We start from the raw sequence: 24,175 nt of genomic DNA on the forward strand, positions 1-24,175 counted from the left end.
TGTCATATTCAACGTGAGAGGTGTTGATGGTGATACCACGAGCTTTTTCTTCCGGCGCGTTATCGATCTGGTCGAATGCGCGAGCGGAACCACCGTAGGTTTTAGCCAGAACGGTAGTGATGGCAGCAGTCAGGGTAGTTTTACCATGGTCAACGTGGCCGATAGTACCAACGTTGACGTGCGGTTTTGTACGTTCAAATTTTTCTTTAGACACGGCTATATTCCTTACTATAGTGCTCTCCCCTTCGGAGAGAGCACGGGACTTAGGTTTTAATCCTGTGGATTATTTACCACGGGCTTCAATAACGGCCTGAGCAACGTTGTTCGGCGCATCATCATACTTCAGGAATTCCATGGTGTATGATGCACGACCTTTGGTCAGAGAACGCAGCTGAGTTGCATAACCGAACATTTCGGACAGCGGTACTTCAGCGTGGATCTTAACGCCGGTTACTTCGGATTCCTGACCGCGCAGCATACCGCGACGACGGCTCAAGTCACCGATAACGTCACCAGTGTTCTCTTCCGGAGTTTCTACTTCAACCTTCATGATCGGCTCAAGCAGAACTGGTTTTGCTTTCTTAAAGCCTTCTTTAAAGGCAATAGACGCAGCCAGTTTAAACGCCAGCTCAGAGGAGTCAACGTCGTGGTAAGAACCGAAGTGCAGACGGATACCCATATCAACTACCGGGTAACCTGCCAGCGGACCAGCTTTCAGCTGTTCCTGGATGCCTTTATCAACGGCCGGGATGTATTCGCCAGGAATTACACCACCTTTGATGTCGTTGATGAACTCGTAACCTTTCGGGTTAGAGCCCGGCTCCAGCGGGTACATGTCGATCACAACGTGACCGTACTGACCACGACCACCAGACTGCTTGGCGTGTTTACCTTCGATATCGGTAACTTTCGCGCGAATCGCTTCACGGTAAGCAACCTGAGGTTTACCGACGTTCGCTTCAACGTTGAATTCACGCTTCATACGGTCAACGATGATGTCGAGGTGCAGCTCACCCATACCGGCGATAATGGTCTGGTTAGACTCTTCGTCAGTCCATACGCGGAAAGACGGGTCTTCTTTAGCCAGACGACCCAGAGCCAGACCCATTTTTTCCTGGTCAGCTTTGGTTTTCGGCTCAACGGCGATGGAGATTACCGGCTCAGGGAATTCCATACGCTCCAGAATGATCGGCGCATCCGGGTCACACAGGGTGTCACCAGTAGTTACGTCTTTCAGACCGATTGCAGCAGCGATGTCGCCCGCGCGAACTTCTTTGATCTCTTCACGTTTGTTAGCGTGCATCTGTACGATACGACCGAAACGCTCACGTGCAGCTTTCACGGAGTTCAGTACGGTATCACCAGAGTTAACCACACCGGAGTACACGCGGAAGAAGGTCAGGTTGCCCACGAACGGGTCGGTAGCGATTTTGAACGCCAGTGCAGAGAACGGCTCGTCGTCGCTTGCGTGACGCTCAGCCGGAGTATCTTTACCGTCGTCCAGGATGCCGTTGATCGCCGGAACGTCAACCGGGGATGGCAGGTAGTCAACTACCGCATCCAGCATCGCCTGAACACCTTTGTTCTTGAACGCAGAACCACAGGTTACCAGGATGATTTCGTTGTTCAGAACGCGCTGACGCAGAGCTTTTTTGATCTCTTCTTCAGTCAGTTCTTCACCACCCAGGTATTTTTCCATCAGCTCTTCAGAAGCTTCAGCTGCGGACTCGATCAGGTTCTGGTGCCATTCGTCAGCCAGGTCCTGCATGTCAGCCGGGATATCTTCGTATTCGAAGGTTACGCCCTGGTCTGCATCGTTCCAGTTGATGGCTTTCATTTTCACCAGGTCAACAACGCCGGTGAAACCTTCTTCAGCACCAATTGCCAGCTGCAGCGGAACCGGGTTCGCGCCCAGACGGGTTTTGATCTGACCAACAACTTTCAGGAAGTTAGCGCCCATGCGGTCCATTTTGTTAACGAATGCGATGCGCGGAACTTTATATTTGTTTGCCTGACGCCATACGGTTTCAGACTGCGGCTGAACACCACCAACTGCGCAGTAAACCATTACCGCACCATCAAGAACACGCATGGAACGTTCTACTTCGATAGTGAAGTCAACGTGCCCCGGGGTGTCGATGATGTTTACACGGTGCGGTTCATACTGCTTAGCCATACCAGACCAGAATGCAGTAGTCGCAGCGGAAGTGATGGTGATACCACGTTCCTGCTCCTGCTCCATCCAGTCCATGGTAGCGGCGCCGTCATGAACTTCACCGATTTTGTGGTTTACACCGGTGTAGAACAGAATACGTTCGGTAGTAGTGGTTTTACCGGCGTCGATGTGCGCACTGATACCGATGTTACGGTAGCGTGCGATGGGTGTTGTACGAGCCATTTGATTCCTCGTTTATTTCTTTAGGCGTTCAGTTAAGTTATCCAGAGCGGGCGACTCATCTGAAGCGCCCGCCTGGTGACTATGACTCCGAAGGGATTACCAACGGTAGTGAGCGAACGCCTTGTTGGCTTCGGCCATACGGTGAACGTCTTCACGTTTCTTAACTGCAGTACCTTTGTTGTCTGCAGCATCAGTGAGTTCGTTCGCCAGGCGCAGAGCCATGGATTTATCACCGCGTTTACGAGCAGCTTCAACGATCCAACGCATTGCCAGGGCATTACGACGGACCGGACGAACTTCAACTGGAACCTGATAAGTAGAACCACCTACGCGGCGGGACTTAACTTCGACAGTCGGGCGCACGTTTTCGAGCGCAACTTCGAAGGCTTCCAGTTCAGATTTACCAGAACGCTGAGCCAGGGTCTCCAGCGCGCTGTATACGATAGTTTCTGCAGTAGATTTTTTACCATCTACCATCAGGATATTGACAAATTTAGCCAGCAGTTCTGATCCGAACTTCGGATCCGGCAGAATTTTACGCTGACCAATGACGCGACGACGTGGCATGGAAATACTCCGTTGTTAATTCAGGATTGTCCAAAACTCTAAGAGTTTAGTATGACATTAAGATAAATCAGTTTGGCCTTACTTAACGGAGAACCATTAAGCCTTAGGACGCTTCACGCCGTACTTGGAGCGAGCCTGCTTACGGTCTTTAACGCCGGAGCAGTCAAGCGCACCACGAACGGTGTGGTAACGAACACCCGGAAGGTCTTTAACACGACCGCCACGGATCAGGATCACGGAGTGCTCCTGCAGGTTGTGACCTTCACCACCGATGTAGGAGGTGACTTCGAAACCGTTAGTCAGACGCACACGGCAAACTTTACGCAGTGCGGAGTTCGGTTTCTTAGGAGTGGTGGTATATACGCGAGTACATACGCCACGTTTCTGCGGGCAGGCTTCCAGCGCTGGCACGTTGCTCTTTGCAACTTTGCGCGCGCGTGGTTTGCGTACCAGCTGGTTAATTGTTGCCATTAAATAGCTCCTGGTTTTAGCTTTTGCTTCGTAAACACGTAATAAATCGCCTCATATATTATGAGGACGCAGAATTTTAGGGCGGTGCCGAAAAGGTGTCAAGAAATATACAACGATCCCGCCATCACCAGGCCAACTGACCGGCATGTTTGACTGTGAGTCTGACGAAATCAGTATAGCTAACCCTGCCGACACTGTCCGCAATTTGACCAGTTAGCCCGCGGGCGTCAACGTCGTCTTGCAGCACGTAAAGGGTTATGGGGGCGGATTGCAGGATCTCAAGGAAGCGGCCGCCGGCGATAGCCGCCGCGACGCCATCAGACAGCAGTAACAGATCGTCACCTTGCTCCATCAAGCGAAGCATTGCTGCGATATCGGCATGCCAGGGAGAAACACTGAGCGTATGGAGCATGGGGGCCTCAGAAACGCAAAATGACATCAAATTCATGCAGACGGGCGCGCAGGGCATCCGGCGCCAGGCATTCGGCATCCACCACCCACGGGGTCGCGGGATCCAGGCCGCGCTCTCGCGCCGACTCGGCGCACAGCCAGCACTGGTCGATATCGTATAGCGACAGCAGTTTAAAGGTGGCGATGTAGTCGCGGGCCAGCACAGCACCAGGCCGCTGGGCGGGCAACAGCTGAAACACGCCGTCGCCTACGAAAAACACGCCAATCTCGTCGGTGAGGGCGGAGGTGGCTAATAAGGCATCGAGGCCTTCCCTGCCGGCGGCGCTGCCGTGCGGTGCGGAAGAAAAAACGAAAGCCACACGTTTCATCAGAACTGTACCATCCGATCGCAAGTGAGCGCCGCTTCCGCCAGCGCGCCAAGTCCGCTTAACGTAAAACCCGGCTGCAGATTATGGCCAGGCAGAGCGAGCTGTTGCGCTTCGCGTTCGTCCGTTACGCCACGACGCAGGGCGGCCGCCACGCAGATATGCAGCGCGACGCCGTGCTCATTGTGGAGGGATTGCCACCCGCGCACCAGATCGAACTCATCGCTGGCGGGCGCCGTCAACTGGTTAGCGTTAAGCACGCCTTCGCGATAGAAAAAAACGCACGCCAGCTCATGGCCTTCCTGCAGCACGGCCTGAGCAAATTGCCAGGCGCTGCTCGCCTGCTGCGTGCCATAGGCAGGTCCGGTCACCGTGAGGGCAAAACGCATTACTTATCCAGCCCCTGGAAATCACCGCTTTTGAACTGGCGAATATAGAGGTAGACGGTGTGCTTGGAGATATTCAGACGATCGGCCACCTGGTTAATGGCGTCTTTAATATCGAAGATCCCTTTCTCGTAGAGATTCAGCACGATTTGACGGTTTTTAGCATTGTTCGACACGCTGCGATCGGCATTCACCTCTTCGATGGTGAATTCCAGAGTCTGGGCGACCAGATCGTCAACCGAGGAAGCAAAGTTCACCGGCGAGTTAACCTCAGGCGTTTCTGGTGGAATAAAGGTGCTCATGATCTGCGAAAACGGCACATCCAGATTCATGTTGATGCACAACAGACCAATCACCCGGTGATCGCGGTTGCGGATGGCAATCGTCACCGACTTCATCAGGACGCCGCTTTTGGCGCGGGTAAAGTAGCATTTGGAAACGCTGCTATCGGCGCCCGTCATATCGTGCAGCATGCGCAGCGCAAGATCGGTAATCGGTGAACCGATTTGGCGGCCGGTATGTTCACCATTGGCGATACGGATGGCAGAGCATTTCAGATCCTGCAAAGAATGCAGCACGATTTCACAGTGCGAACCGATGAGCATCGCCAACCCGTCCACCACCGCTTCATAAGATTTAAGAATATCGAAATCGGTCTGGTCAAAGGGACGTTGATCCAGCAGGTCAAGCTCGCTGGTTTCGTTGGTTAAAAGCGACCTGGACATGAAAAAAAGCACTCCTTTTCAGGAGCCTGTCGTTATTGTCAGGGCAGGCTCATCATCATTATTAAGCTATCTAAAGTAATACAGCGCCTGAGGATCTTTCCAGTTTTAATTATATCTGCGCGCAATAAAAAAGCCGCCGCCTCTGACGAGACGGCGGCCTGAACCCGATTACTTCTTAGCGTCAGCTTTCGCGTCTGCGGCTTTCGCATCGCCAGCGGCTTCCGGCTGAGCATCTGCTTTCGGCGCCGGTTTGATATCCAGCAGCTCTACATCAAAGACCAGCGTGGAGTTGGCCGGGATCCCCGGGACGCCGGTTTTGCCGTAGGCCAGATCTGGCGGAATGACCAGCTTGATTTTGCCGCCTTTCTTGATGTTCTTCAGGCCTTCAGTCCAGCCCGGGATCACCCCGTCGAGACGGAAAGAGAGCGGCTCGCCGCGGGTATAAGAGTTATCAAACTCTTTGCCGTCGATCAGCGTACCTTTGTAGTTAACCACCACGGTGTCGCTGTCTTTAGGCGCATCGCCAGTGCCTTCTTTCTCGACTTTATACAGCAGGCCAGTCTTCGACGTTTTCACGCCCTTCTCTTTGGCAAAGCTGTCACGGAAAGCTTTACCTTTGGTTTCGTTCTCAGTAGCGTCTTTTTCCATTTTCTGCTGAGCTGCGGTCTTCACGCGCGTTTCAAAGGCCTGCAGAGTCTGTTCGATCTCCTGGTCGGACAGTTTGCTCTTATCGGCAAACGCGTCCTGTACGCCGGCGATCAGCTGGGCTTTATCCAGCTTAATGCCCAGTTTTTCTTGTTCTTTCAGGGAGTTTTCCATGTAACGCCCCAGGGACGCGCCCAGCGCATAGGCTGATTTCTGATCGTCATTTTTAAATGCCGATTTACTCTCAGCCGCCGGGGCTGCTTTCGCCGCGGTATCTGCAGCAAAGGTCAGCGGTGCATTCAGGGCGACGGCCATTGTGGTCGCCAGCAGCGTTACTTTAAACAGTGATTTCATCCATTTCTCCAGGGCCGGGGCCTCTCACCCCAGGGTTATCGTAAAAAGCAAAAAACGTACTATAGAACGTCGCCGTTAAAATCTACATACGGACGTTCCTGAATATCGCCTCTTTTAGGACTATTTTTGTATGAATAAGTTTCCTGTAGGACGCAGCGATGCTGCGCGCCGGGGGAAACTTAAGTAGAATCCGCCCGCAGGATCAGACTAAAGAGGTTACCCATGCACGATAGCACATTAGAAACGCGCCTTGCGGAGCTGGAAAGCCGGCTGGCGTTTCAGGAAATCACCATCGAAGACCTCAACAAAACCGTGACCGCCCACGAGATCGAGATGGCGAAGATGCGGGAGCATATGCGTCTGATGATCGAGAAGCTGAAGGCGACCCAACCCTCCCATATCGCCTCCCAGGCCGAAGAGACGCCACCGCCGCACTATTGAGGCGTAAAAAAAGCGGGTTTCCCCGCTTTTTGTCGTCTTCGTGCCGAGGCGCAAAGATTAGTGGCAGCCGCAGCCACCGTGGCCGCCGCAGCCGCCTTTACCATGGTCGTGGCCATGATCGTGGTCGTGACCGTGACCGCCGCAGCAGCCATCGTGACCATGATCGTGGTCGTGATCGTGACCATGCGCGCCGTGCACGTGACCGTGCTCCAGCTCTTCAGCGGTCGCTTCGCGGATGGCGACAACTTCCACATTGAATTTCAGGTTCTGGCCTGCCAGCATGTGGTTGCCATCAACCACAACGTGGTCGTCTTCAACTTCAGTGATTTCTACTGGTACCGGACCCTGATCGGTTTCCGCCAGGAAGCGCATGCCAACCTGCAGTTCATCAACGCCCATGAAGACGTCTTTCGGTACACGCTGCACCAGGTTTTCGTCATACTGACCGTAAGCGTCGTTAGCGCCGACGGCTACGTCAAATTTGTCGCCCACTTCGTGGCCATCCAGCGCGTTTTCCAGGCCGGAAATCAGGGAGCCGTGACCGTGCAGGTAATCCAGCGGCGCGCTTACCGGAGACTCATCAACCAACACACCGTCTTCTGTACGTACCTGATAGGCCAGGCTGACCACCAGGTCTTTTGCTACTTTCATGATATCTCCTGAGATGGGAAGAATAGTGGCGCAGATTGTAGCGGAATTCTGCTGCCGTGTACCCTTTAGCTTAAAAAAAGCCGACGGATAACGCTAGTCGGGATGAAAAATGCCAATCACCTGCTCCTCTTTGCGTACATGCTCACGGGCCTCTTTATCCGCCTCACGCATCTGATGACCGCACTTAACGCATTCAACAACATCGACATTATTCTCACGCCACATCGCCAGTGAATCCTGCGCCTGGCACGCCGGACATTTCGCCCCGGCAATAAAACGTTTACGCACTGCCATATGATTTACCTTTATTCAAACTCGTCCCAGCCGTCCAGCTGCCGGCTCTCTTTCTGCATTTCGCGCTGAAAAATCTCTTCCAGTTCGCGCCGGGCTTCCCGCACGCGTGATATCTGTACCGTATCAGTATGCACCGGCATTAACTCACGCAGCATTCGCATATCGAGGCGTCGGAAGTGCAGCTGCGCGCGCTGGGCCTGGTGAGGATGCATCCCCAGGGTAATGAGGGCTTTACGCCCCAGCTCAAGCGCACTGGAGAAAGTCTCACGAGAAAACTGCGTCACGCCGGCCTGCAGCAGCTCATGCGCCTCGACGCGCCCGCGAGCGCGGGCCAGGATGTGCAGATGTGGAAAGTGTTGTTGACACATCTCCACCAGCCGCATGGTGTCTTCCGGCTCATTACAGGTAATGACGATCGACTGCGCCTCCTCCGCCCCTGCCGAGCGCAGCAGCTCCAGCTGGGTAGCGTCGCCAAAATAGACTTTATAGCCATAGTTGCGCATCAGATTTACCGCGCTGATGTCTCGCTCCAGCACCGTAATACGCATCTTATTAGCCATCAGCAGGCGACCGATCACCTGGCCGAAACGGCCAAAGCCAACAATAATCACCTGCGGTTTATCATCCTCTACCCACGGCGCCTCATCGGTATCCTCCGCTGGATTCAGGCGTCGCGACAATATCTTATCGATCCCTTTCATCAGCAGCGGCGTGGTCATCATCGACAAGGTGACGGCTACCAGCAGCAGCGCCATCTGGTCGTGCTGGAACAACCGCTGCGAGGCGGGCAGCGAAAAGAGGACAAACGCGAACTCGCCGCCCTGGCTTAATACGCCCGCAAACTGCATACGTTCGGAACTCCGCAGGCCATAGAGACGGGCCAGCAGATAAAGCACCAGCATTTTTACCGCCACCAGCACCGCCACGCTCACCGCCACCCACAGCAGATGGGTGTACAGCACGCCAAGGTTCAGCGCCATCCCGACGGAGATAAAGAACAACCCAAGCAGCAGCCCCTTGAACGGATCGATGGCGATCTCCAGTTCATGGCGATACTCGCTTTCCGCCAGCAGCACGCCGGCGATAAAGGTACCCAGCGCCATCGACAGTCCCAGCGCCTCCATAAACAGGGCGGATCCGAGAACCAGCAGCAGCGTGGCGGCAGTGAACACTTCCCTGACCCCGGAGCTGGCGATAAAGCGGAATACCGGCCGCAGCAGATAGCGACCGCCAATCAGCATCCCGGCAAACGCCAGGACCTTCATGCCGACTGTCAGCCAGTTCACATGCTCATCCGCGGAACCAGCCAGCAGAGGCACCAGCGCCAGCGCCGGGATCACCGCCAGATCCTGAAACAGCAGGACCGAAAAGCCTAACTGCCCTGATTCGCTGCGGCTCATTCCCTTCTCGCGCATCAGCTGCAGTGCCATCGCGGTAGAGGACATCGCCAGGCCAATCCCGCCGACCACCGCCGCCTGCCATGAAAACCCTGTCGTCATCAACAGACCGCCGAGGATCGCCGCGCTGAGCATCACTTGCGCCGCGCCAACGCCGAAGATGGAGCTTCGCAGCCGCCATAGCTTGGCGGGATTGAGCTCCAGGCCGATGATAAACATCAGAAACACCACGCCGAGTTCAGAGAAATGGAGAATTTCATCCACATCGCTGATAAATCCGAGCCCCCACGGACCAATGGCGATCCCGGCCAGCAGATAGCCCAGCACCGCGCCAATCCCCAGTCTTGAAGCCAGAGGGACGGCGATGACGGCCGCGAACAAAAACAGCACCCCCGCCAGCAGCAGATCAAATCCCGCCATGGACACCTCCGGCGGCAAGGGGGTTGGCCAGCCAGTCTCGATAGGCCAGGGCGCGGCTGCGCAGCTCCTCTGGCTGCTGCCGCCGGGCCCAGTAGACGATAATGGGGCTCATCCAGTGCATACGGCACATACCGGCGGTCAGTTCAAAAGGACGCAGAATATCGTTCATCGGATAGCGATTTGCATCGCGACGGTAAGCGCTCTCTGGTTCGCCGGTGGTGATCACGCTGCGCCAGTACTTTCCCGCCAGTTCGTTCCCTCCGGCGCCGCTGGCGAAGCCGCGGCTTAAGACACGATCCAGCCACTCTTTGAGCAGCGCAGGACAGCTCCAGGTATATAAAGGATGCTGGAAAACAATCACCTCATGCTGGCGCAGCAGGTCCTGTTCGTGAGCAATATCGATAAAAAAATCCGGATAGTGCGCGTAGAGATCGTGCACGGTGACGTTCGGCAACTGTAAGGCGGGTTGTAATAAAACCCGGTTGGCCACGGAATCCTGAGATTCTGGGTGGGCATACAGCAGCAACACTTTCGCTGTCTGAGACATCATTCCCCTCCCGTAGGTCTTCTGGCGGCCTGCACAGCCCCGGCTTTTTGACACAGCCAGAATGACTTTGTGTATCGTCTTCGTTTTGGGCTACCATGGCGGCCCGGTGAAGCGATTCGCTTCCAAACTACATTATCATAATGACAAATTAACATAGTCTGAACATACGGCGCCTTATGATTGTTTTCTCCTCGTTACAAATTCGTCGCGGCGTACGCGTCCTGCTGGACAACGCCACCGCTACCATCAACCCTGGCCAGAAGGTCGGTCTGGTGGGGAAAAACGGCTGCGGGAAATCGACGCTGCTATCGCTTTTGAAAAACGAGATAAGCGCTGACGGCGGCAGTATGACCTTTCCCGGCAACTGGCAGCTGGCCTGGGTGAATCAGGAAACCCCGGCCCTGCCGCAGCCGGCAATCGATTATGTCATTGACGGCGATCGTGAATATCGCCAGCTGGAAGCCGCGCTCCAGCAGGCTAACGAGCGCAACGACGGCCATGCCATCGCCACCGTCCACGGCAAGCTGGACGCCATCGACGCCTGGACCATCCGCTCCCGCGCCGCCAGCCTGCTGCACGGCCTGGGTTTCAGCAATGAACAGCTTGAGCGGCCAGTCAGCGATTTTTCCGGCGGCTGGCGTATGCGCCTTAATCTCGCGCAGGCGCTGATCTGCCGCTCCGATCTGCTGCTGCTCGATGAACCGACTAACCACCTCGACCTTGATGCGGTGATCTGGCTGGAGAAGTGGCTGAAGGGCTACACGGGGACGCTGATCCTGATCTCCCACGATCGCGATTTCCTCGATCCTATCGTCGACAAAATTATCCACATCGAACAGCAGACGATGTTTGAGTACACCGGCAACTACAGTTCGTTTGAAGTGCAGCGCGCCACCCGGCTCGCTCAGCAGCAGGCGATGTACGAAAGCCAGCAGCAGCGTGTCGCGCATCTGCAAAGCTATATCGATCGCTTCCGCGCCAAAGCCACCAAAGCCAAGCAGGCGCAGAGCCGTATTAAAATGCTGGAGCGGATGGAGCTCATCGCCCCGGCGCACGTGGATAACCCGTTCCACTTCAGCTTCCGCCAGCCGGAGAGCCTGCCTAACCCGCTGCTGAAGATGGAGAAAGTCAGCGCCGGCTATGGCGAGCGTATTATCCTCGACTCCATCAAGCTCAATCTGGTGCCGGGGTCGCGTATCGGTCTGCTGGGCCGCAACGGCGCCGGGAAATCGACGCTGATTAAGCTCCTGGCTGGCGAACTCCAGCCCGTAAGCGGGGAGATCGGCCTCGCCAAAGGCATCAAGCTCGGCTACTTCGCCCAGCATCAGCTGGAGTTTCTGCGCGCCGATGAGTCGCCGCTGCAGCACCTGGCGCGCCTGGCGCCGCAGGAGCTGGAGCAGAAGCTGCGCGATTATCTGGGCGGCTTTGGTTTCCAGGGCGATAAGGTCAGCGAAGAGACCCGCCGCTTCTCTGGTGGAGAAAAGGCGCGTCTGGTGCTGGCCCTGATCGTCTGGCAGCGCCCTAACCTGCTGCTGCTCGACGAACCGACCAACCATCTCGACCTCGATATGCGTCAGGCTTTAACCGAAGCGCTGATCGACTTTGAAGGGGCGCTGGTGGTCGTATCGCACGATCGCCACCTGATCCGCTCCACCACCGACGATCTGTACCTTGTCCACGATGGCAAAGTCGAACCGTTCGACGGCGATCTGGAAGATTATCAGCAGTGGCTCAGCGACTCGCAAAAACAGGAGTCCCAGAGCGGCGACGCGCCAAAAGAGAGCGGCAACAGCGCGCAAGCGCGCAAAGACCAGAAGCGTCGGGAAGCGGAGCTACGCAGCCAGACCCAACCGCTGCGCAAAGAGATCGCCCGTCTGGAAAAAGAGATGGATAAGCTCAACGCGCAGCTGGCCAGTGCAGAAGAGAAACTTGGCGACAGCGAACTCTACGACGCCTCGCGTAAAGCAGAACTGACTGAATGCCTGCAGCAGCAGGCCAGCGCGAAATCCGGGCTGGAGGAGTGCGAAATGGCCTGGCTGGAGGCACAGGAGCAGCTGGAGCGCATGCTTCAGGAAGGCTAATCGCCGCGTCATCATTCTGCCTGCGCCTACTACGGCGCGGGCAGAGTGTATTTCTGCCCGCCCTCGCGGTCTGGCCATCAGTGACATCAATGGTTTGTTGTGGTGTAACCTGGCGTCACTGGCCACAAGACCACATATTGGCTAACTCCTGCGCGCCCTGCGCGGTATAGTCATCATCACGTTTATTAATTATTCTGGTGCTATGGTTGAAATCATCCCCACAGACATGACGCCCCCCGAAAACGATTCGCGTGAGTTCCATCCCATGCGCGGCGCGGGCAATCGTCATCTGCAAACCATGCTGCCGCGGCTGATCCGCCGTAAATTGCGCTTTACCCCGCACTGGCAGCGCCTTGAGCTGCCAGACGGCGATTTTGTCGATCTCGCCTGGAGCGAAGACCCGCACCAGGCGTGCCACAAGCCGCGCCTCGTCGTCTTTCATGGTCTGGAAGGGAGTCTGCACAGCCCGTATGCCCATGGACTGATCCACGCGGCGATGCAGCGCGGCTGGCTTGGCGTAGTCATGCATTTTCGCGGCTGCAGCGGCGAACCTAACCGCAATCACCGCATCTATCACTCCGGCGAAACGGAAGATGGCACCTGGTTTCTGCACTGGCTGCAGCGCGAGTTTGGCCCCGCGCCGACCGCCGCCGTCGGCTATTCGCTGGGCGGCAATATGCTGGGCTGCCTGCTGGCAGAAGAAGGCGACCGCTGCCCGCTGGATGCGGCGGTGATCGTCTCCGCGCCTTTCATGCTGGAAGCCTGCAGCTATCATATGGATAAGGGCTTCTCGCGGGTTTATCAGCGCTACCTGCTCAATCTGTTAAAAGCCAACGCCTCACGCAAGCTGAAAGCGTATCCTGGCTCGCTGCCCGTCGATTTACGTCAGCTCAAAGGGATGCGCCGCATCCGGGAATTTGACGATATGATCACCGCCAAAATCCATGGCTTTGCCGATGCGCTGGATTACTACCGGCAATGCAGCGCCATGCCGCGGCTCAGCGATATCACTAAGCCGACGCTCATCATTCACGCGAAAGACGATCCGTTTATGGACCACCATTCCATTCCCCCGCAGGAACAACTGCCGGCGAACGTCGAGTATCAATTGACTGAACAAGGCGGCCACGTTGGCTTCGTCGGCGGCACCCTGCGTAAACCGGAGATGTGGCTGGAAAGACGCATTCCCGACTGGTTAAACCGCTGGCTGGAGGTTCCCGTATGATTATTCCCTGGCAGGATCTGGATCCCGAAACGCTGGATAACCTGATTGAAAGCTTTGTGTTACGTGAAGGCACCGATTATGGTGAACATGAACGTTCACTTGCCGATAAAGTCGCCGATGTAAAACAGCAGCTGAAACGCGGAGAGGCAGTCCTCGTGTGGTCGGAACTGCATGAGACGGTCAATATTATGCCGCGCGCCCTGTTTAACGGCTAAGGCGACGCCACTACATCGTTTAACCAGGGAGTTGTTATGTCTGCCAAACATCCGGTGATCGCCGTCACAGGCTCCAGCGGCGCGGGCACTACCACCACCAGCCTCGCCTTTCGCAAAATCTTCGCGCAGCTAAATCTGCACGCTGCGGAGGTGGAAGGCGACAGCTTTCATCGCTACACCCGCCCGGAAATGGACATGGCGATCCGCAAAGCGCGGGATCAGGGCAAACATATCAGCTACTTTGGCCCGGAGGCGAACGACTTCGGTCTGCTGGAACAGACCTTTGTCGACTATGGCCGCCATGGCAAAGGTCAGTCGCGTAAATACCTCCACACCTATGACGAAGCCGTGCCGTGGAATCAGGTGCCGGGAACCTTCACCCCGTGGCAGCCGCTGCCGGAGCCGACGGACGTGCTGTTCTATGAGGGGCTGCACGGCGGGGTTGTCACGCCGCAGCATGATGTCGCCAGCCATGTCGACCTGCTGGTCGGGGTCGTGCCTATCGTTAATCTCGAGTGGATACAGAAACTCATTCGCGACACCAGCGAGCGCGGCCACTCCCGGGAGGCGGTGATGGACTCCGTCGTCCGATCGATGGAAGATTACATCAACTTCATCACCCCGCAGTTTTCCCGCACCCACATCAACTTTCAGCGCGTGCCGACGGTGGACACCTCCAACCCGTTTGCCGCGAAAGCGATCCCCTCTCTGGACGAGAGCTTTGTGGTGATCCATTTCCGCAATCTGCAGAACATCGACTTCCCCTGGCTGCTGGCGATGCTACAGGGCTCGTTTATCTCGCACATGAACACTCTGGTGGTGCCGGGCGGTAAAATGGGGCTGGCGATGGAGCTTATTATGGCGCCGCTGGTCGAACGCCTGATGGAAGGCCGCAAGATCGGCTAACAGAAGAAACCCCGGCCAGGCCGGGGTTAAGAAAATTCACAACAGCAGGCGAAGACTACGCCTCGATCACTTCATAGGAATGGGTGATCTTCACCGCTTTTTCCAGCATCAGCGCCACCGAGCAGTATTTCTCTGCCGACAGATCCACCGCACGGGAGACCGCGGCATCTTTCAGCGCCTTACCGGTGACGATAAAGTGCAGATTAATATGCGTGAACAGGCGCGGCGCCTCTTCCCGGCGTTCAGAGGTCAGCTTCACTTCGCAGTTAGTCACCTCATGGCGACCTTTTTGCAAAATGGAGACCACATCGATCGCACTGCAACCGCCCGCCGCCATCAGCACCATCTCCATCGGGCTGGGCGCCTTATCCCCGGAGTTGCCATCCATCAGAATCTGGTGTCCTGACGCGGACTCCCCGATAAAGGTTAACCCTTCAACCCATTTCACACGCGCTTGCATAAAATTTAACTCCAGTATCGCAATATTCTTGTCAGATTACGCGCACATAACAATTCTCGCAACGGAAGGCGACCTGCGTCATGCTGAAGCGAGACACCAGGAGACATGCGGCGAAAGCTATGCTAAAACAGTCTGGATGCTACAGTAATACATTGATGTACTGCATGTATGCAGAGGAGTTCACATTACGGGCTGTCGAAAAATCATCAGCCAGCTTCCCAGGTATAGGGAAACAATACGATTGCATGCCCGGACGCCGTGTAGTGTCGGCGCCCGGAGATAGCTTATAACAGAGGATAACCGCGCATGGTGCTTGGCAAACCGCAAACAGACCCTACCCTTGAATGGTTCTTGTCTCATTGCCACATTCATAAGTACCCATCAAAGAGCACGCTGATCCACCAGGGTGAGAAAGCAGAAACGCTGTACTACATCGTTAAAGGCTCCGTGGCTGTACTCATCAAGGATGAAGAAGGTAAAGAGATGATCCTCTCCTACCTCAACCAGGGCGATTTCATCGGTGAATTAGGCCTGTTTGAAGAGGGTCAGGAGCGTAGCGCCTGGGTACGGGCGAAAACCGCATGTGAAGTGGCCGAAATCTCTTATAAGAAATTCCGTCAGCTGATCCAGGTGAACCCGGACATTCTGATGCGTCTCTCTTCGCAAATGGCTCGCCGTCTGCAGGTGACGTCTGAGAAAGTGGGCAACCTCGCCTTCCTCGACGTGACGGGCCGTATCGCCCAGACGCTGCTGAACCTGGCGAAGCAACCCGATGCCATGACCCACCCGGACGGTATGCAAATTAAAATTACCCGTCAGGAAATTGGTCAGATCGTCGGCTGCTCTCGTGAAACCGTTGGCCGTATTTTGAAAATGCTGGAAGATCAGAACCTGATTTCCGCCCACGGTAAAACTATCGTCGTCTACGGTACCCGTTAAGTTGCTAAGCGGCGTATTGCTCCTGCAGTACGCCGTTTTTGTTTTTCCCTCATGTGGCGCAGGCTGATTTACCACCCGGAAGTTAACTATGCACTGCGGCAAACGCTGGTGCTGTGTCTGCCTGTGGCCATCGGTCTTCTGCTCGGCCATCTCCAGCAGGGCCTCCTGTTCTCCTTAGTCCCCGCCTGCTGCAACATCGCCGGCCTCGACACCCCGCATAAGCGCTTTTTTAAACGTCTGATTATCGGCGGCTGTTTGTTTGCCGGATGCAGCCTGGTGGTGCAGCTGCTGCTCGCCCAGGCGATTCCCCTGCCGCTTATTCTCAGCGGCCTGGCGCTATTGCTCGGCGTCACCGCGGAGATCAGTTCGCTGCACGCGCGCCTGCTGCCCGCGTCGCTGATCGCCGCCATTTTTACCCTCAGCCTGGCGGGCAATATGCCCATCTGGGAGCCGCTGCTGATCTACGCCTTCGGCACGCTATGGTACGGCGTGTTTAACTGGTTCTGGTTCTGGCTGTGGCGTGAACAGCCGCTGCGGGAGTCACTCAGTCTGCTCTACCGGGAACTGGCCAATTATTGCGAAGCCAAATATAGCCTGTTGACCCAGCATACCGATCCCTCGACCGCCCTGCCGCCGCTGCTCATCCGCCAGCAGAAGGTGGTCGATTTAATCACCCAGTGCTATCAGCAGATGCATATGCTGGCCGCCAACCAACGTAACGACCACAAACGTCTTCTGCGGGCGTTCCAGATGGGGCTGGATCTACAGGAGCATATTTCGGTCAGCCTGCATCAGCCGGAAGAGGTGCAAAAACTGGTAGAACGCAGCCATGCCGAAGCGGTGATCCGCTGGAACGCGCAGACCGTCGCCGCCCGTCTGCGCGTGCTGGCGGATGACATGCTCTATCATCGCTTTCCGCAGCGCTTCCAGATGGATAAACAGATCGGCGCCCTGGAAAAGATCGCCCGCCAGCATCCGGACAACCCGGTCGGCCACTTCTGCGCCTGGCACTTCAGCCGCATCGCCCGGGTGCTGCATACCCAGCGCCCGCTGTATGCCCGGGATCTGATGGCTGACAAAGAGCGTCGTTTACCGCTGTTTCCCGCGCTAAAAAACTATCTGTCGCTGAAATCGCCCGCGCTGCGCAATGCCGCCCGCATCAGCGTGATGCTGAGCATCGCCAGCCTGATGGGCAACGCCCTGCATTTGCCGAAGCCCTACTGGATCCTGATGACGGTGCTCTTTGTTACCCAGAATGGCTATGGCGCCACGCGGGTTCGTATTGTCCACCGGGCGGCGGGGACGCTCGCCGGCCTGATCATAGCCGGGCTGACCTTGCACTTTCACGTTCCGGAGAGCTACACCCTGAGCGGGATGCTGCTGATCACACTGCTCAGCTATCTGATTATCCGCAAACACTATGGCTGGGCGATGGTGGGCTTTACGGTGACGGCGGTATATACCCTGCAGCTGCTGACGCTCAACGGCGAACAGTTTATTATCGCCCGGCTGATCGACACGCTGATCGGCTGCCTGATCGCCTTCGGCGGGATGGTCTGGCTGTGGCCGCAGTGGCAGAGCGGCCTGCTGAAAAAAAACGCCCACGATGCGCTGGAGGCCGACCAGCAGGCGATTCGCCTGATCCTCAGCCCCGATCCCAAAGCGCCCGCGCTGGCCTATCAACGTATGCGCGTTAATCAGGCGCACAACGCGCTCTACAACTCCCTGAATCAGGCAATGCAGGAGCCGGGGTTCAATACCCACTACCTGGAAGATATGAAGCTATGGGTGACGCACAGCCAGTTTATCGTCGAACATATCAACGCCATGACCACCCTGGCCCGGGAGCATACGATGCTCACCCCGGATCTTGCCCAGCGCTATCTCGAATCCTGTGAGATTGCCCTGCAGCGCTGTCAGCAGCGACTGGACAGCGATGGCCCCGGCAGCGCAGGGGATGTCAATATTATGGAGTCACCGGAAAGCGAGGTGCCGATCGGTCCGTTAAGCACCCTGGAGCAGCATCTGCAACGCATTCTGGGCCATCTGAACACCATGCACACTATCTCGTCTGTAGCATGGCGTCAGCGGCCGCATCATGGCATCTGGCTACGGAAGATCAGCCGTTAATCACCTTTGCCACGGCCTGGGCAAAGCGTGCCATCCCCTCGGCGATATCCTGCTCTTCGATGATCAGCGAGGGAACAAAACGCATCACGTCCGGCCCGGCGTTAAGCACCATGACGCCGGCTTCCGCAGCGGCATAGAGGAAATCGCGCGCGCGGCCCTTGTGCTGCGGCTTAAGTTCGGCGCCAATCAGCAGGCCCATCCCGCGAATATCACTGAACAGATCAAACTCGGCATCCAGCTGCTGCAGGTGTTTGACGAACAGTTCGCGTTTCGCGTTCACGCCATCCAGCACCGCCGGAGTATTGATCAGATCGAAAGCGGCGTTGGCGACCGCGCAGGCCAGCGGGTTGCCGCCGTAGGTTGACCCATGGGAACCGGCATGGAAGGCGCTGGCGATCTCGTGGGTGGTCAACATGGCGCTGACCGGGAAACCGCCGCCCAGCGCTTTCGCGCTGGTGAGAATATCCGGGGTTACGCCATAGTGCATATAGGCGAACAGCGATCCGGTACGCCCCATACCACACTGCACTTCATCAAAGACTAACAGCGCCTGGTGCTGATCGCACAGTTCGCGCAGTCCTTGCAGGAACGCCGGCGTTGCTGCCGTCACGCCACCTTCGCCCTGAATCGGCTCCACCACCACCGCGCAGGTGTGGTCATCCATCACCGCTTTTACCGCCTGCAGGTCGTTGAAGGGAACATGGACAATATCCGCCGGTTTAGGGCCGAAACCATCGGAGTACTTCGGCTGCCCACCGACCGAGACGGTAAACAGAGAGCGGCCATGAAAAGCGTTATGGAAGGCGATGATTTTGGTTTTATATGGGCTATGGCGGGTCACCGCATAGTGACGCGCCAGCTTAAAGGCTGTTTCATTGGCTTCGGTACCGGAGTTCATAAACACCACTCGCTCGGCGAAGGTGGCATCGACAAGCTTACGTCCCAGGCGCAGCGCTGGCTCATTGGTAAAGACGTTGCTGGTATGCCACAGCGTTTCGCCCTGCTCGTGAAGCGCCGCCACCAGCGCCGGGTGGCAATGGCCCAGCGCCGTCACCGCGATACCGCCGGCGAAATCAATATACTCTTTGCCCTGCTGATCCCAGACGCGGCTGCCTTTCCCCTTTACCGGGATGAATTCTGCCGGTGCATAAATTGGCAAAATAACTTCATCGAATGTGGCGCGGGTGATTGCCGGTTGTTCAGTTGCCATGTCTTGCCCATCCCTCTTCGTTATGCAGATATGATTATGATAATATAATCACAAAATATGCATAAAAAGTCAGTCAATGGCAACCGAAATCACCGCTTAATAAAGTTCGCCAGCAATTGATGGCCCTGTTCGCTAAGGATGCTTTCCGGATGGAACTGCACGCCCTCGAGATCCCAGTCGCGATGACGGATCCCCATAATCTCACCGCTGGCGCTGCGGGCGGTGACGATAAACTCAGGCGGCAGCGTCGGCGGGTCAATCACCAGCGAATGATAGCGGGTCACCGTCAGAGGATTATTCAGCTCCTGAAACACCCCTTCGCCGTTATGCTCGATAAGCGAAGTTTTTCCATGCATCACCTGCGCCGCCCGCACAATGGTCGCGCCAAACGCCTGGGCTATCGCCTGATGCCCGAGGCAGACGCCCAGCAGCGGCGTTTTCCCTGCATAGTGACGGATTACTGAGAGGGAAATCCCCGCTTCATCCGGCGTACAGGGACCGGGCGAAATCACCATCTTCTCCGGCGCCAGCGACGCTATCTCCTCCAGCGTCAACGCATCGTTGCGCCTGACCAGCACTTCCGCCCCCAGTTCGCAAAAGTACTGATACAGATTCCAGGTGAAAGAGTCATAGTTATCGATAAGCAGGATCATAGCGGCTCCGGAACAATCAAACCGGGCTATTCTACTCAGATTCCCGCGCTTCGCTTACCACTTTGCGAAAGATCGCCGCCAGCGGGTCCGGATCGCCCATCGCGCCCTGCTGGCAGGCGTTACTCCAGGCGGCAGGATCGACGTCACGCCAGTCAAGAAGGTAGCCGGCATGTATCGCCAGCTGTTCAAAGAAAATGCGCTGGGTTAGGCCATTGCCGAGACGAAAAGGGTGCAGCACATTAATTTCACCATAGAACCAGCTCAGGCGTTCGATAAAGGTATCCCGCGGCAGGCCGCAGAGATAATCCTCCTGCTCCAGGGCCTGCATCAGGGCGTTCCCTTCCTCTTCGATGCGGGCAAAGTGACAGAACGGCGTATCGCCCAGGTAGAGGTTCACTTCACGCAGCCTACCCGTCCAGTCAAACAGATCCTGATACAGCTGATGATGAATAGCGCACAGATAGGGTAAGCCGCGCACCCGCGGACCCAGCGGCAGGGTAGCCGCCCGCAGCGATGTCATCTCCAGGGCAGCCTGCTGCAGAGTGTTGGCCTGGCGGATGCCGAGGCGGTTGCGCAGGACGTTCAGGGCCGGATAGAGGTAAGGATCGCGTTCATCGCCAAATTTATCGCTCATACTCCCTCCGCAGCGTCGCGAGGCGCGCCTGCGCCTCCTCGGCAGTCAGCGTAACCAGTGGCACCGATACGCCTTCGAGGCGACGGCTGGCCTGAAAATTGCTATTACGTGTCTGTTCCCAGAGCCGGGATTTTTGCTTATCGGTGAGTGGACGCATCGTCGCCCCCTTATCGTCCCCTGTGTGCCACAAGTATAAGCAGCAATTACAGGTTATGCCGGGAGGCAACCGGCGCGGCGATAGACTACCGCGCCGTGGGAAGATTAGGGCAGCACTTTCGCAGAGAGGATAACAACCGGTTTAGTCGGCACATTCTGGTATGGGCCGACGTTATGGGTCTGAACCTGGGAGATCTTATCCGCAACGTCCATGCCTTTCACTACCTTGCCAAACACCGCATAGCCAAAGTCGCGCTGGCCATGGTCGAGGAAGGCGTTATCCGCCACGTTGATGAAGAACTGGCTGGTGGCGCTATCCTGATCGGCGGTACGCGCCATGGCGATGGTGCCGCGGGTGTTGCGCAGGCCGTTGTCTGCTTCATTTTTGATCGGCGGGTTAGGCTGTTTCTGCTGCATCTGCTCGTTGAAGCCGCCGCCCTGCACCATGAATCCCGGGATCACGCGATGGAAGGTAGTGTTGTTGTAGAAGCCGCTGTTAACGTACTTCAGGAAGTTATCCACGGAAATCGGGGCTTTCTGGCTGTTTAACTCAAGCTCAATGTTACCTGCCGAGGTGGTCAGCAGCACATGCGGATCGCCCTTTGCCGCCATGGCCGGGGAGAACGCTGAAATGGCGAAAACGGCAGCCATCGCCGCCAGTGTTGATTTGAGCATGGAAAATCCTTAACGGAGCAGAATAAAAGCGAGTGCCTTGATTCTAAAGAGCCTTTGCATCCTGGGCCAGCCTTTTACCAAATTTTACTTAGCTGTAATAATTGTAACCGCGCAAACGTTCTCTCTGGCGTCGAAAAAACGTGATTCAAGTCACATTAAAACATGCAAAAGATAACGTATTTCACAATAAACATTTAATTACATCACCTGAACGACTAAAATATGTCCGCCCGGCGCGGCGTCAACGCGCTTTACCTTTCTATTCACAGGCCAGTCATGACTAACAGCAACCGTATTAAGCTCACATGGATCAGCTTCTTCTCCTACGCCCTGACCGGCGCGTTGGTGATCGTCACCGGGATGGTGATGGGTAACATTGCGGATTATTTCCATCTGCCCGTTTCCAGTATGAGCAACACCTTTACCTTTCTGAACGCCGGTATTCTGATCTCCATCTTCCTCAATGCCTGGCTGATGGAGATCGTGCCGCTGAAAACTCAGCTGCGTTTTGGCTTTATTTTGATGGTGCTGGCGGTGGCCGGCCTGATGCTCAGCCACAGCCTGGCGCTGTTCTCCGCATCAATGTTCGTTCTCGGCCTGGTGAGCGGGATCACCATGTCGATCGGGACCTTCCTGATCACCCATATGTATGAAGGCCGTCAGCGCGGGGCGCGTCTGCTGTTTACCGACTCCTTCTTTAGCATGGCGGGAATGATTTTCCCGATGGTCGCCGCGGTCCTGCTGGCGCGCAGCATCGAGTGGTACTGGGTCTACGCCTGTATCGGTCTGGTGTATGTCGCTATTTTCGTCCTGACATTCGGCTGTGACTTCCCGGTACTCGGCAAAAAAGCGCAGAGCGAAAACAGCCAGCCGGTGGTGAAAGAGAAGTGGGGCATCGGCGTGCTGTTCCTCTCCGTCGCGGCGCTGTGCTATATCCTCGGTCAGCTGGGCTTTATCTCCTGGGTACCGGAATATGCCAAGAGCCTTGGCATGAGCCTCGGCGATGCCGGTAAGCTGGTGAGCGATTTCTGGATGTCCTACATGATCGGCATGTGGTCATTCAGCTTTATCCTGCGCTTCTTCGACCTGCAGCGCATCTTAACCGTCCTCGCCGGCCTCGCGACGGTGCTGATGTACCTGTTTATCAATGGTTCGCCGGAGCATATGCCGTGGTTTATTCTGACCCTGGGCTTCTTCTCCAGCGCCATCTACACCTCGATCATCACGCTCGGTTCGCAGCAAACTAAAGTCGCTTCACCAAAGCTGGTGAACTTTATCCTCACCTGCGGCACCATCGGCACCATGCTGACTTTCGTGGTCACCGGCCCGATTGTGGCAGCCAGCGGTCCGCTGGCCGCGCTGCACACCGCTAACGGCCTCTACGCCGTGGTGTTCGTGATGTGCTTTATCCTCGGCTTCGTCTCCCGTCACCGCCAGAACAACGCTCAGGCGGCGTCTCACTAAGCCTTCGGCCCCTTTGCGTCCGCAAGGGGGCTGTTTCTCATAAAAGAAAGCTCCTCGCCACCGCGGTCGGTCTGGATCCAGGTTTGCGCCAGTTGGGTGGTCGCAATCACCCTTCCCTCGCGAATTGACCAGCGCACCGGCACCTGGCAGCGTACCGCCTCAAAGCCATTCTCCGCCGGCAGAATGATCAGGTTAGCCGGATTGCCGCTGACGATGCCGTAATCCGTCAGGCCAAACGTGCGGGCGCTGTTGTCGGTGACAAGCTGCAGGCCGTCGTTAATTTGCTGGTAGCCCATCAGCTGGCAAACGTGGAGCCCCATATGCAGGACCTGCAGCATATTACCGGTCCCCAGCGGGTACCACGGGTCAAAGACATCATCATGACCAAAGCAAACGTTGATCCCCGCCGCCATCAGCTCCTTCACCCGGGTAATGCCTCGTCGCTTCGGGTAGTCGTCAAACCGGCCCTGTAGATGAATATTGACCAGCGGATTGGCGACAAAATTGATGCCGGAGAGCTTAAGCAGGCGGAACAAGCGCGAGGTATAAGCGCCATTATAGGAGTGCATGGCGGTGGTATGGCTGGCCGTCACCCGCGGACCTATTCCCGCTTTTAACGCCAGCGCGGCAACGGTTTCCACAAAGCGCGACTGTTCGTCGTCAATTTCATCGCAGTGAATATCCAGCGGACGGTCATATTTCCGCGCCAGCCGGAAAGCGATATGCAGCGATTCCACCCCATATTCACGGGTGAACTCAAAGTGCGGGATCGCCCCGACGACATCCGCCCCCAGCTTCAGGGCCTCTTCCAGCAGTGCCTCGCCGTTGGGGTAAGAGAGAATCCCCTCTTGCGGAAAAGCGACAATCTGCAGCTCGACCCATGGCGCCACCTCCTGTTTGACCTCCAGCATCGCCTTCAGCGCCGTCAACGTCGGATCGGAGACATCGACATGGGTACGGACAAACTGCACGCCATTGGCGATCTGCCACTTGAGGGTTTTCCACGCCCGGGCTTTAACGTCTTCATGGCTGAGCAGCGCTTTCCGCTCCGCCCAGCGCTCAATCCCCTCAAACAGAGTGCCGGACTGGTTCCAGTTTGGCTCGCCGGCCGTCTGGGTGGTATCCAGATGGATATGCGGCTCAATAAAAGGCGGGATCGCCAGCCCGCCGCGAGCGTTCAACACTTCGTAGCTTTCGTCCCGCGCCTCCCCCATCGGCGTGATCTCGCCAAAGCGCCCCTTATCTATCGCTATCTGCCACAGGCCGTCGCGGTCTGCCAGGCGTACGTTCTGAATCAACCAAAGCGGCGCTGCTGTCATATCAACCTCTCCATTCAATACGGCTTGTTTTCTACT

28 protein-coding genes are annotated in these 24,175 nt (G+C 56.4%); 8 read left to right on the top strand and 20 right to left on the bottom strand.

Annotation, left to right across the window (positions count from 1 at the left end; genetic code table 11):
- The 9 genes from MKS11_RS20410 to fkpA form a co-directional block, all read right to left on the bottom strand.
- The coding region (locus MKS11_RS20410; RefSeq protein WP_227256966.1) for a GTP-binding protein at nucleotides 1-214 on the bottom strand (214 nt) is incomplete at its 3' end.
- A 69-nt stretch (nucleotides 215-283) separates the two neighbouring features.
- Nucleotides 284-2,398, bottom strand: coding sequence for an elongation factor G (gene fusA, locus MKS11_RS20415; RefSeq protein WP_004202222.1), 2,115 nt, complete (start codon nucleotides 2,396-2,398; stop codon nucleotides 284-286).
- Between the two features lie 96 nt (nucleotides 2,399-2,494).
- Complete coding sequence (gene rpsG, locus MKS11_RS20420; RefSeq protein WP_002920113.1) at nucleotides 2,495-2,965, bottom strand: 30S ribosomal protein S7; 471 nt, start codon at nucleotides 2,963-2,965, stop codon at nucleotides 2,495-2,497.
- A 96-nt stretch (nucleotides 2,966-3,061) separates the two neighbouring features.
- The gene (gene rpsL, locus MKS11_RS20425; protein ID WP_002920115.1) at nucleotides 3,062-3,436 is read right to left on the bottom strand and encodes a 30S ribosomal protein S12; all 375 of its coding nucleotides are present in this window, start codon (nucleotides 3,434-3,436) and stop codon (nucleotides 3,062-3,064) included.
- Between the two features lie 124 nt (nucleotides 3,437-3,560).
- On the bottom strand, nucleotides 3,561-3,848 hold the full coding sequence (tusB, locus tag MKS11_RS20430) for a sulfurtransferase complex subunit TusB (RefSeq protein WP_004202221.1): 288 nt from the start codon (nucleotides 3,846-3,848) through the stop codon (nucleotides 3,561-3,563).
- A gap of 7 nt (nucleotides 3,849-3,855) precedes the next feature.
- Nucleotides 3,856-4,215: a sulfurtransferase complex subunit TusC gene (tusC, locus tag MKS11_RS20435; RefSeq protein ID WP_004202220.1), complete on the bottom strand. Its 360-nt coding sequence runs from the start codon at nucleotides 4,213-4,215 to the stop codon at nucleotides 3,856-3,858.
- The gene (gene tusD / locus MKS11_RS20440; protein ID WP_004202218.1) at nucleotides 4,215-4,601 is read right to left on the bottom strand and encodes a sulfurtransferase complex subunit TusD; all 387 of its coding nucleotides are present in this window, start codon (nucleotides 4,599-4,601) and stop codon (nucleotides 4,215-4,217) included. Before tusD ends, tusC begins: the two co-directional genes overlap by 1 nt.
- Nucleotides 4,601-5,323, bottom strand: a complete 723-nt coding sequence (locus tag MKS11_RS20445) for a transcriptional regulator (RefSeq protein ID WP_002920130.1) — start codon at nucleotides 5,321-5,323, stop codon at nucleotides 4,601-4,603. The genes tusD and MKS11_RS20445 overlap by 1 nt, the downstream gene beginning before the upstream one ends.
- Nucleotides 5,324-5,491: 168 nt before the next feature.
- The gene (fkpA, locus tag MKS11_RS20450; protein ID WP_004202215.1) at nucleotides 5,492-6,322 is read right to left on the bottom strand and encodes an FKBP-type peptidyl-prolyl cis-trans isomerase; all 831 of its coding nucleotides are present in this window, start codon (nucleotides 6,320-6,322) and stop codon (nucleotides 5,492-5,494) included.
- Nucleotides 6,323-6,544: 222 nt separating this feature from the next.
- On the opposite strand from fkpA, the gene MKS11_RS20455 reads away from it, so the two are divergent.
- Nucleotides 6,545-6,763 (top strand): protein SlyX, encoded by a 219-nt coding sequence (locus MKS11_RS20455; protein ID WP_002920136.1) that lies wholly within the window; start codon nucleotides 6,545-6,547, stop codon nucleotides 6,761-6,763.
- Nucleotides 6,764-6,820: 57 nt separating this feature from the next.
- Here the strand turns inward: MKS11_RS20455 and slyD are convergent, their stop codons facing one another.
- The 4 genes from slyD to kefG form a co-directional block, all read right to left on the bottom strand.
- A complete protein-coding gene (gene slyD / locus MKS11_RS20460; protein ID WP_004202213.1) occupies nucleotides 6,821-7,414 on the bottom strand; it encodes a peptidylprolyl isomerase in 594 nt (197 codons plus the stop codon).
- Between the two features lie 93 nt (nucleotides 7,415-7,507).
- Nucleotides 7,508-7,708, bottom strand: coding sequence for a YheV family putative zinc ribbon protein (locus MKS11_RS20465; protein WP_002920143.1), 201 nt, complete (start codon nucleotides 7,706-7,708; stop codon nucleotides 7,508-7,510).
- Nucleotides 7,709-7,719: 11 nt separating this feature from the next.
- Nucleotides 7,720-9,525: a glutathione-regulated potassium-efflux system protein KefB gene (gene kefB / locus MKS11_RS20470; protein WP_004202210.1), complete on the bottom strand. Its 1,806-nt coding sequence runs from the start codon at nucleotides 9,523-9,525 to the stop codon at nucleotides 7,720-7,722.
- Nucleotides 9,512-10,075 carry a glutathione-regulated potassium-efflux system ancillary protein KefG gene (kefG, locus tag MKS11_RS20475; RefSeq protein WP_004202208.1) on the bottom strand — a complete coding sequence of 188 codons (564 nt, stop codon included), beginning with the start codon at nucleotides 10,073-10,075 and terminating at the stop codon, nucleotides 9,512-9,514. The genes kefB and kefG overlap by 14 nt, the downstream gene beginning before the upstream one ends.
- 173 nt (nucleotides 10,076-10,248) lie before the next feature.
- Here kefG and MKS11_RS20480 point away from each other — a divergent pair, with 173 nt between their 5' ends.
- The 4 genes from MKS11_RS20480 (at nucleotide 10,249) to MKS11_RS20495 (ending at nucleotide 14,499) form a co-directional block, all read left to right on the top strand.
- Nucleotides 10,249-12,153, top strand: a complete 1,905-nt coding sequence (locus MKS11_RS20480) for an ABC transporter ATP-binding protein (protein WP_017899944.1) — start codon at nucleotides 10,249-10,251, stop codon at nucleotides 12,151-12,153.
- 226 nt (nucleotides 12,154-12,379) lie between these two features.
- On the top strand, nucleotides 12,380-13,378 hold the full coding sequence (locus MKS11_RS20485) for a hydrolase (RefSeq protein WP_072206932.1): 999 nt from the start codon (nucleotides 12,380-12,382) through the stop codon (nucleotides 13,376-13,378).
- The gene (locus tag MKS11_RS20490) at nucleotides 13,375-13,593 is read left to right on the top strand and encodes a YheU family protein (protein ID WP_002920151.1); all 219 of its coding nucleotides are present in this window, start codon (nucleotides 13,375-13,377) and stop codon (nucleotides 13,591-13,593) included. The genes MKS11_RS20485 and MKS11_RS20490 overlap by 4 nt, the downstream gene beginning before the upstream one ends.
- A 36-nt stretch (nucleotides 13,594-13,629) precedes the next feature.
- The gene (locus MKS11_RS20495) at nucleotides 13,630-14,499 is read left to right on the top strand and encodes a phosphoribulokinase (protein WP_004202201.1); all 870 of its coding nucleotides are present in this window, start codon (nucleotides 13,630-13,632) and stop codon (nucleotides 14,497-14,499) included.
- A 55-nt stretch (nucleotides 14,500-14,554) separates the two neighbouring features.
- On the opposite strand, the gene MKS11_RS20500 is transcribed toward MKS11_RS20495, so the two are convergent.
- Nucleotides 14,555-14,959: an OsmC family protein gene (locus tag MKS11_RS20500; RefSeq protein ID WP_004202200.1), complete on the bottom strand. Its 405-nt coding sequence runs from the start codon at nucleotides 14,957-14,959 to the stop codon at nucleotides 14,555-14,557.
- A 306-nt stretch (nucleotides 14,960-15,265) separates the two neighbouring features.
- On the opposite strand from MKS11_RS20500, the gene crp reads away from it, so the two are divergent.
- Together crp and MKS11_RS20510 are read left to right on the top strand one after the other, a co-directional pair.
- Entirely contained in the window at nucleotides 15,266-15,898 is a 633-nt protein-coding gene (gene crp, locus MKS11_RS20505) for a cAMP-activated global transcriptional regulator CRP (protein WP_000242758.1), read from the top strand.
- A gap of 51 nt (nucleotides 15,899-15,949) precedes the next feature.
- Nucleotides 15,950-18,028 (top strand): YccS/YhfK family putative transporter, encoded by a 2,079-nt coding sequence (locus tag MKS11_RS20510; RefSeq protein WP_080838329.1) that lies wholly within the window; start codon nucleotides 15,950-15,952, stop codon nucleotides 18,026-18,028.
- On the opposite strand, the gene MKS11_RS20515 is transcribed toward MKS11_RS20510, so the two are convergent.
- The 5 genes from MKS11_RS20515 to ppiA form a co-directional block, all read right to left on the bottom strand.
- Nucleotides 18,018-19,238: an aspartate aminotransferase family protein gene (locus tag MKS11_RS20515; protein ID WP_004202198.1), complete on the bottom strand. Its 1,221-nt coding sequence runs from the start codon at nucleotides 19,236-19,238 to the stop codon at nucleotides 18,018-18,020. The two genes, MKS11_RS20510 and MKS11_RS20515, sit on opposite strands and share 11 nt — an antisense overlap.
- 89 nt (nucleotides 19,239-19,327) lie before the next feature.
- A complete protein-coding gene (pabA, locus tag MKS11_RS20520) occupies nucleotides 19,328-19,891 on the bottom strand; it encodes an aminodeoxychorismate synthase component 2 (RefSeq protein ID WP_004202196.1) in 564 nt (187 codons plus the stop codon).
- A gap of 31 nt (nucleotides 19,892-19,922) precedes the next feature.
- Complete coding sequence (locus MKS11_RS20525) at nucleotides 19,923-20,525, bottom strand: putative adenosine monophosphate-protein transferase Fic (RefSeq protein WP_284109677.1); 603 nt, start codon at nucleotides 20,523-20,525, stop codon at nucleotides 19,923-19,925.
- Nucleotides 20,515-20,682 (bottom strand): YhfG family protein, encoded by a 168-nt coding sequence (locus MKS11_RS20530; protein WP_004202194.1) that lies wholly within the window; start codon nucleotides 20,680-20,682, stop codon nucleotides 20,515-20,517. The genes MKS11_RS20525 and MKS11_RS20530 overlap by 11 nt, the downstream gene beginning before the upstream one ends.
- Nucleotides 20,683-20,786: 104 nt before the next feature.
- Complete coding sequence (gene ppiA, locus MKS11_RS20535; protein ID WP_002920238.1) at nucleotides 20,787-21,356, bottom strand: peptidylprolyl isomerase A; 570 nt, start codon at nucleotides 21,354-21,356, stop codon at nucleotides 20,787-20,789.
- A 276-nt stretch (nucleotides 21,357-21,632) separates the two neighbouring features.
- Here ppiA and tsgA point away from each other — a divergent pair, with 276 nt between their 5' ends.
- Nucleotides 21,633-22,820, top strand: coding sequence for an MFS transporter TsgA (gene tsgA / locus MKS11_RS20540; protein ID WP_004202192.1), 1,188 nt, complete (start codon nucleotides 21,633-21,635; stop codon nucleotides 22,818-22,820).
- On the opposite strand, the gene MKS11_RS20545 is transcribed toward tsgA, so the two are convergent.
- The gene (locus tag MKS11_RS20545; protein WP_004202190.1) at nucleotides 22,817-24,139 is read right to left on the bottom strand and encodes a cytosine deaminase; all 1,323 of its coding nucleotides are present in this window, start codon (nucleotides 24,137-24,139) and stop codon (nucleotides 22,817-22,819) included. The genes tsgA and MKS11_RS20545 overlap by 4 nt on opposite strands.
- Nucleotides 24,140-24,175 lie beyond the last annotated feature (36 nt).

Source organism: Klebsiella sp. K5-45, from assembly GCF_030128605.1.
Taxonomy (GTDB): domain Bacteria; phylum Pseudomonadota; class Gammaproteobacteria; order Enterobacterales; family Enterobacteriaceae; genus Klebsiella; species Klebsiella quasipneumoniae.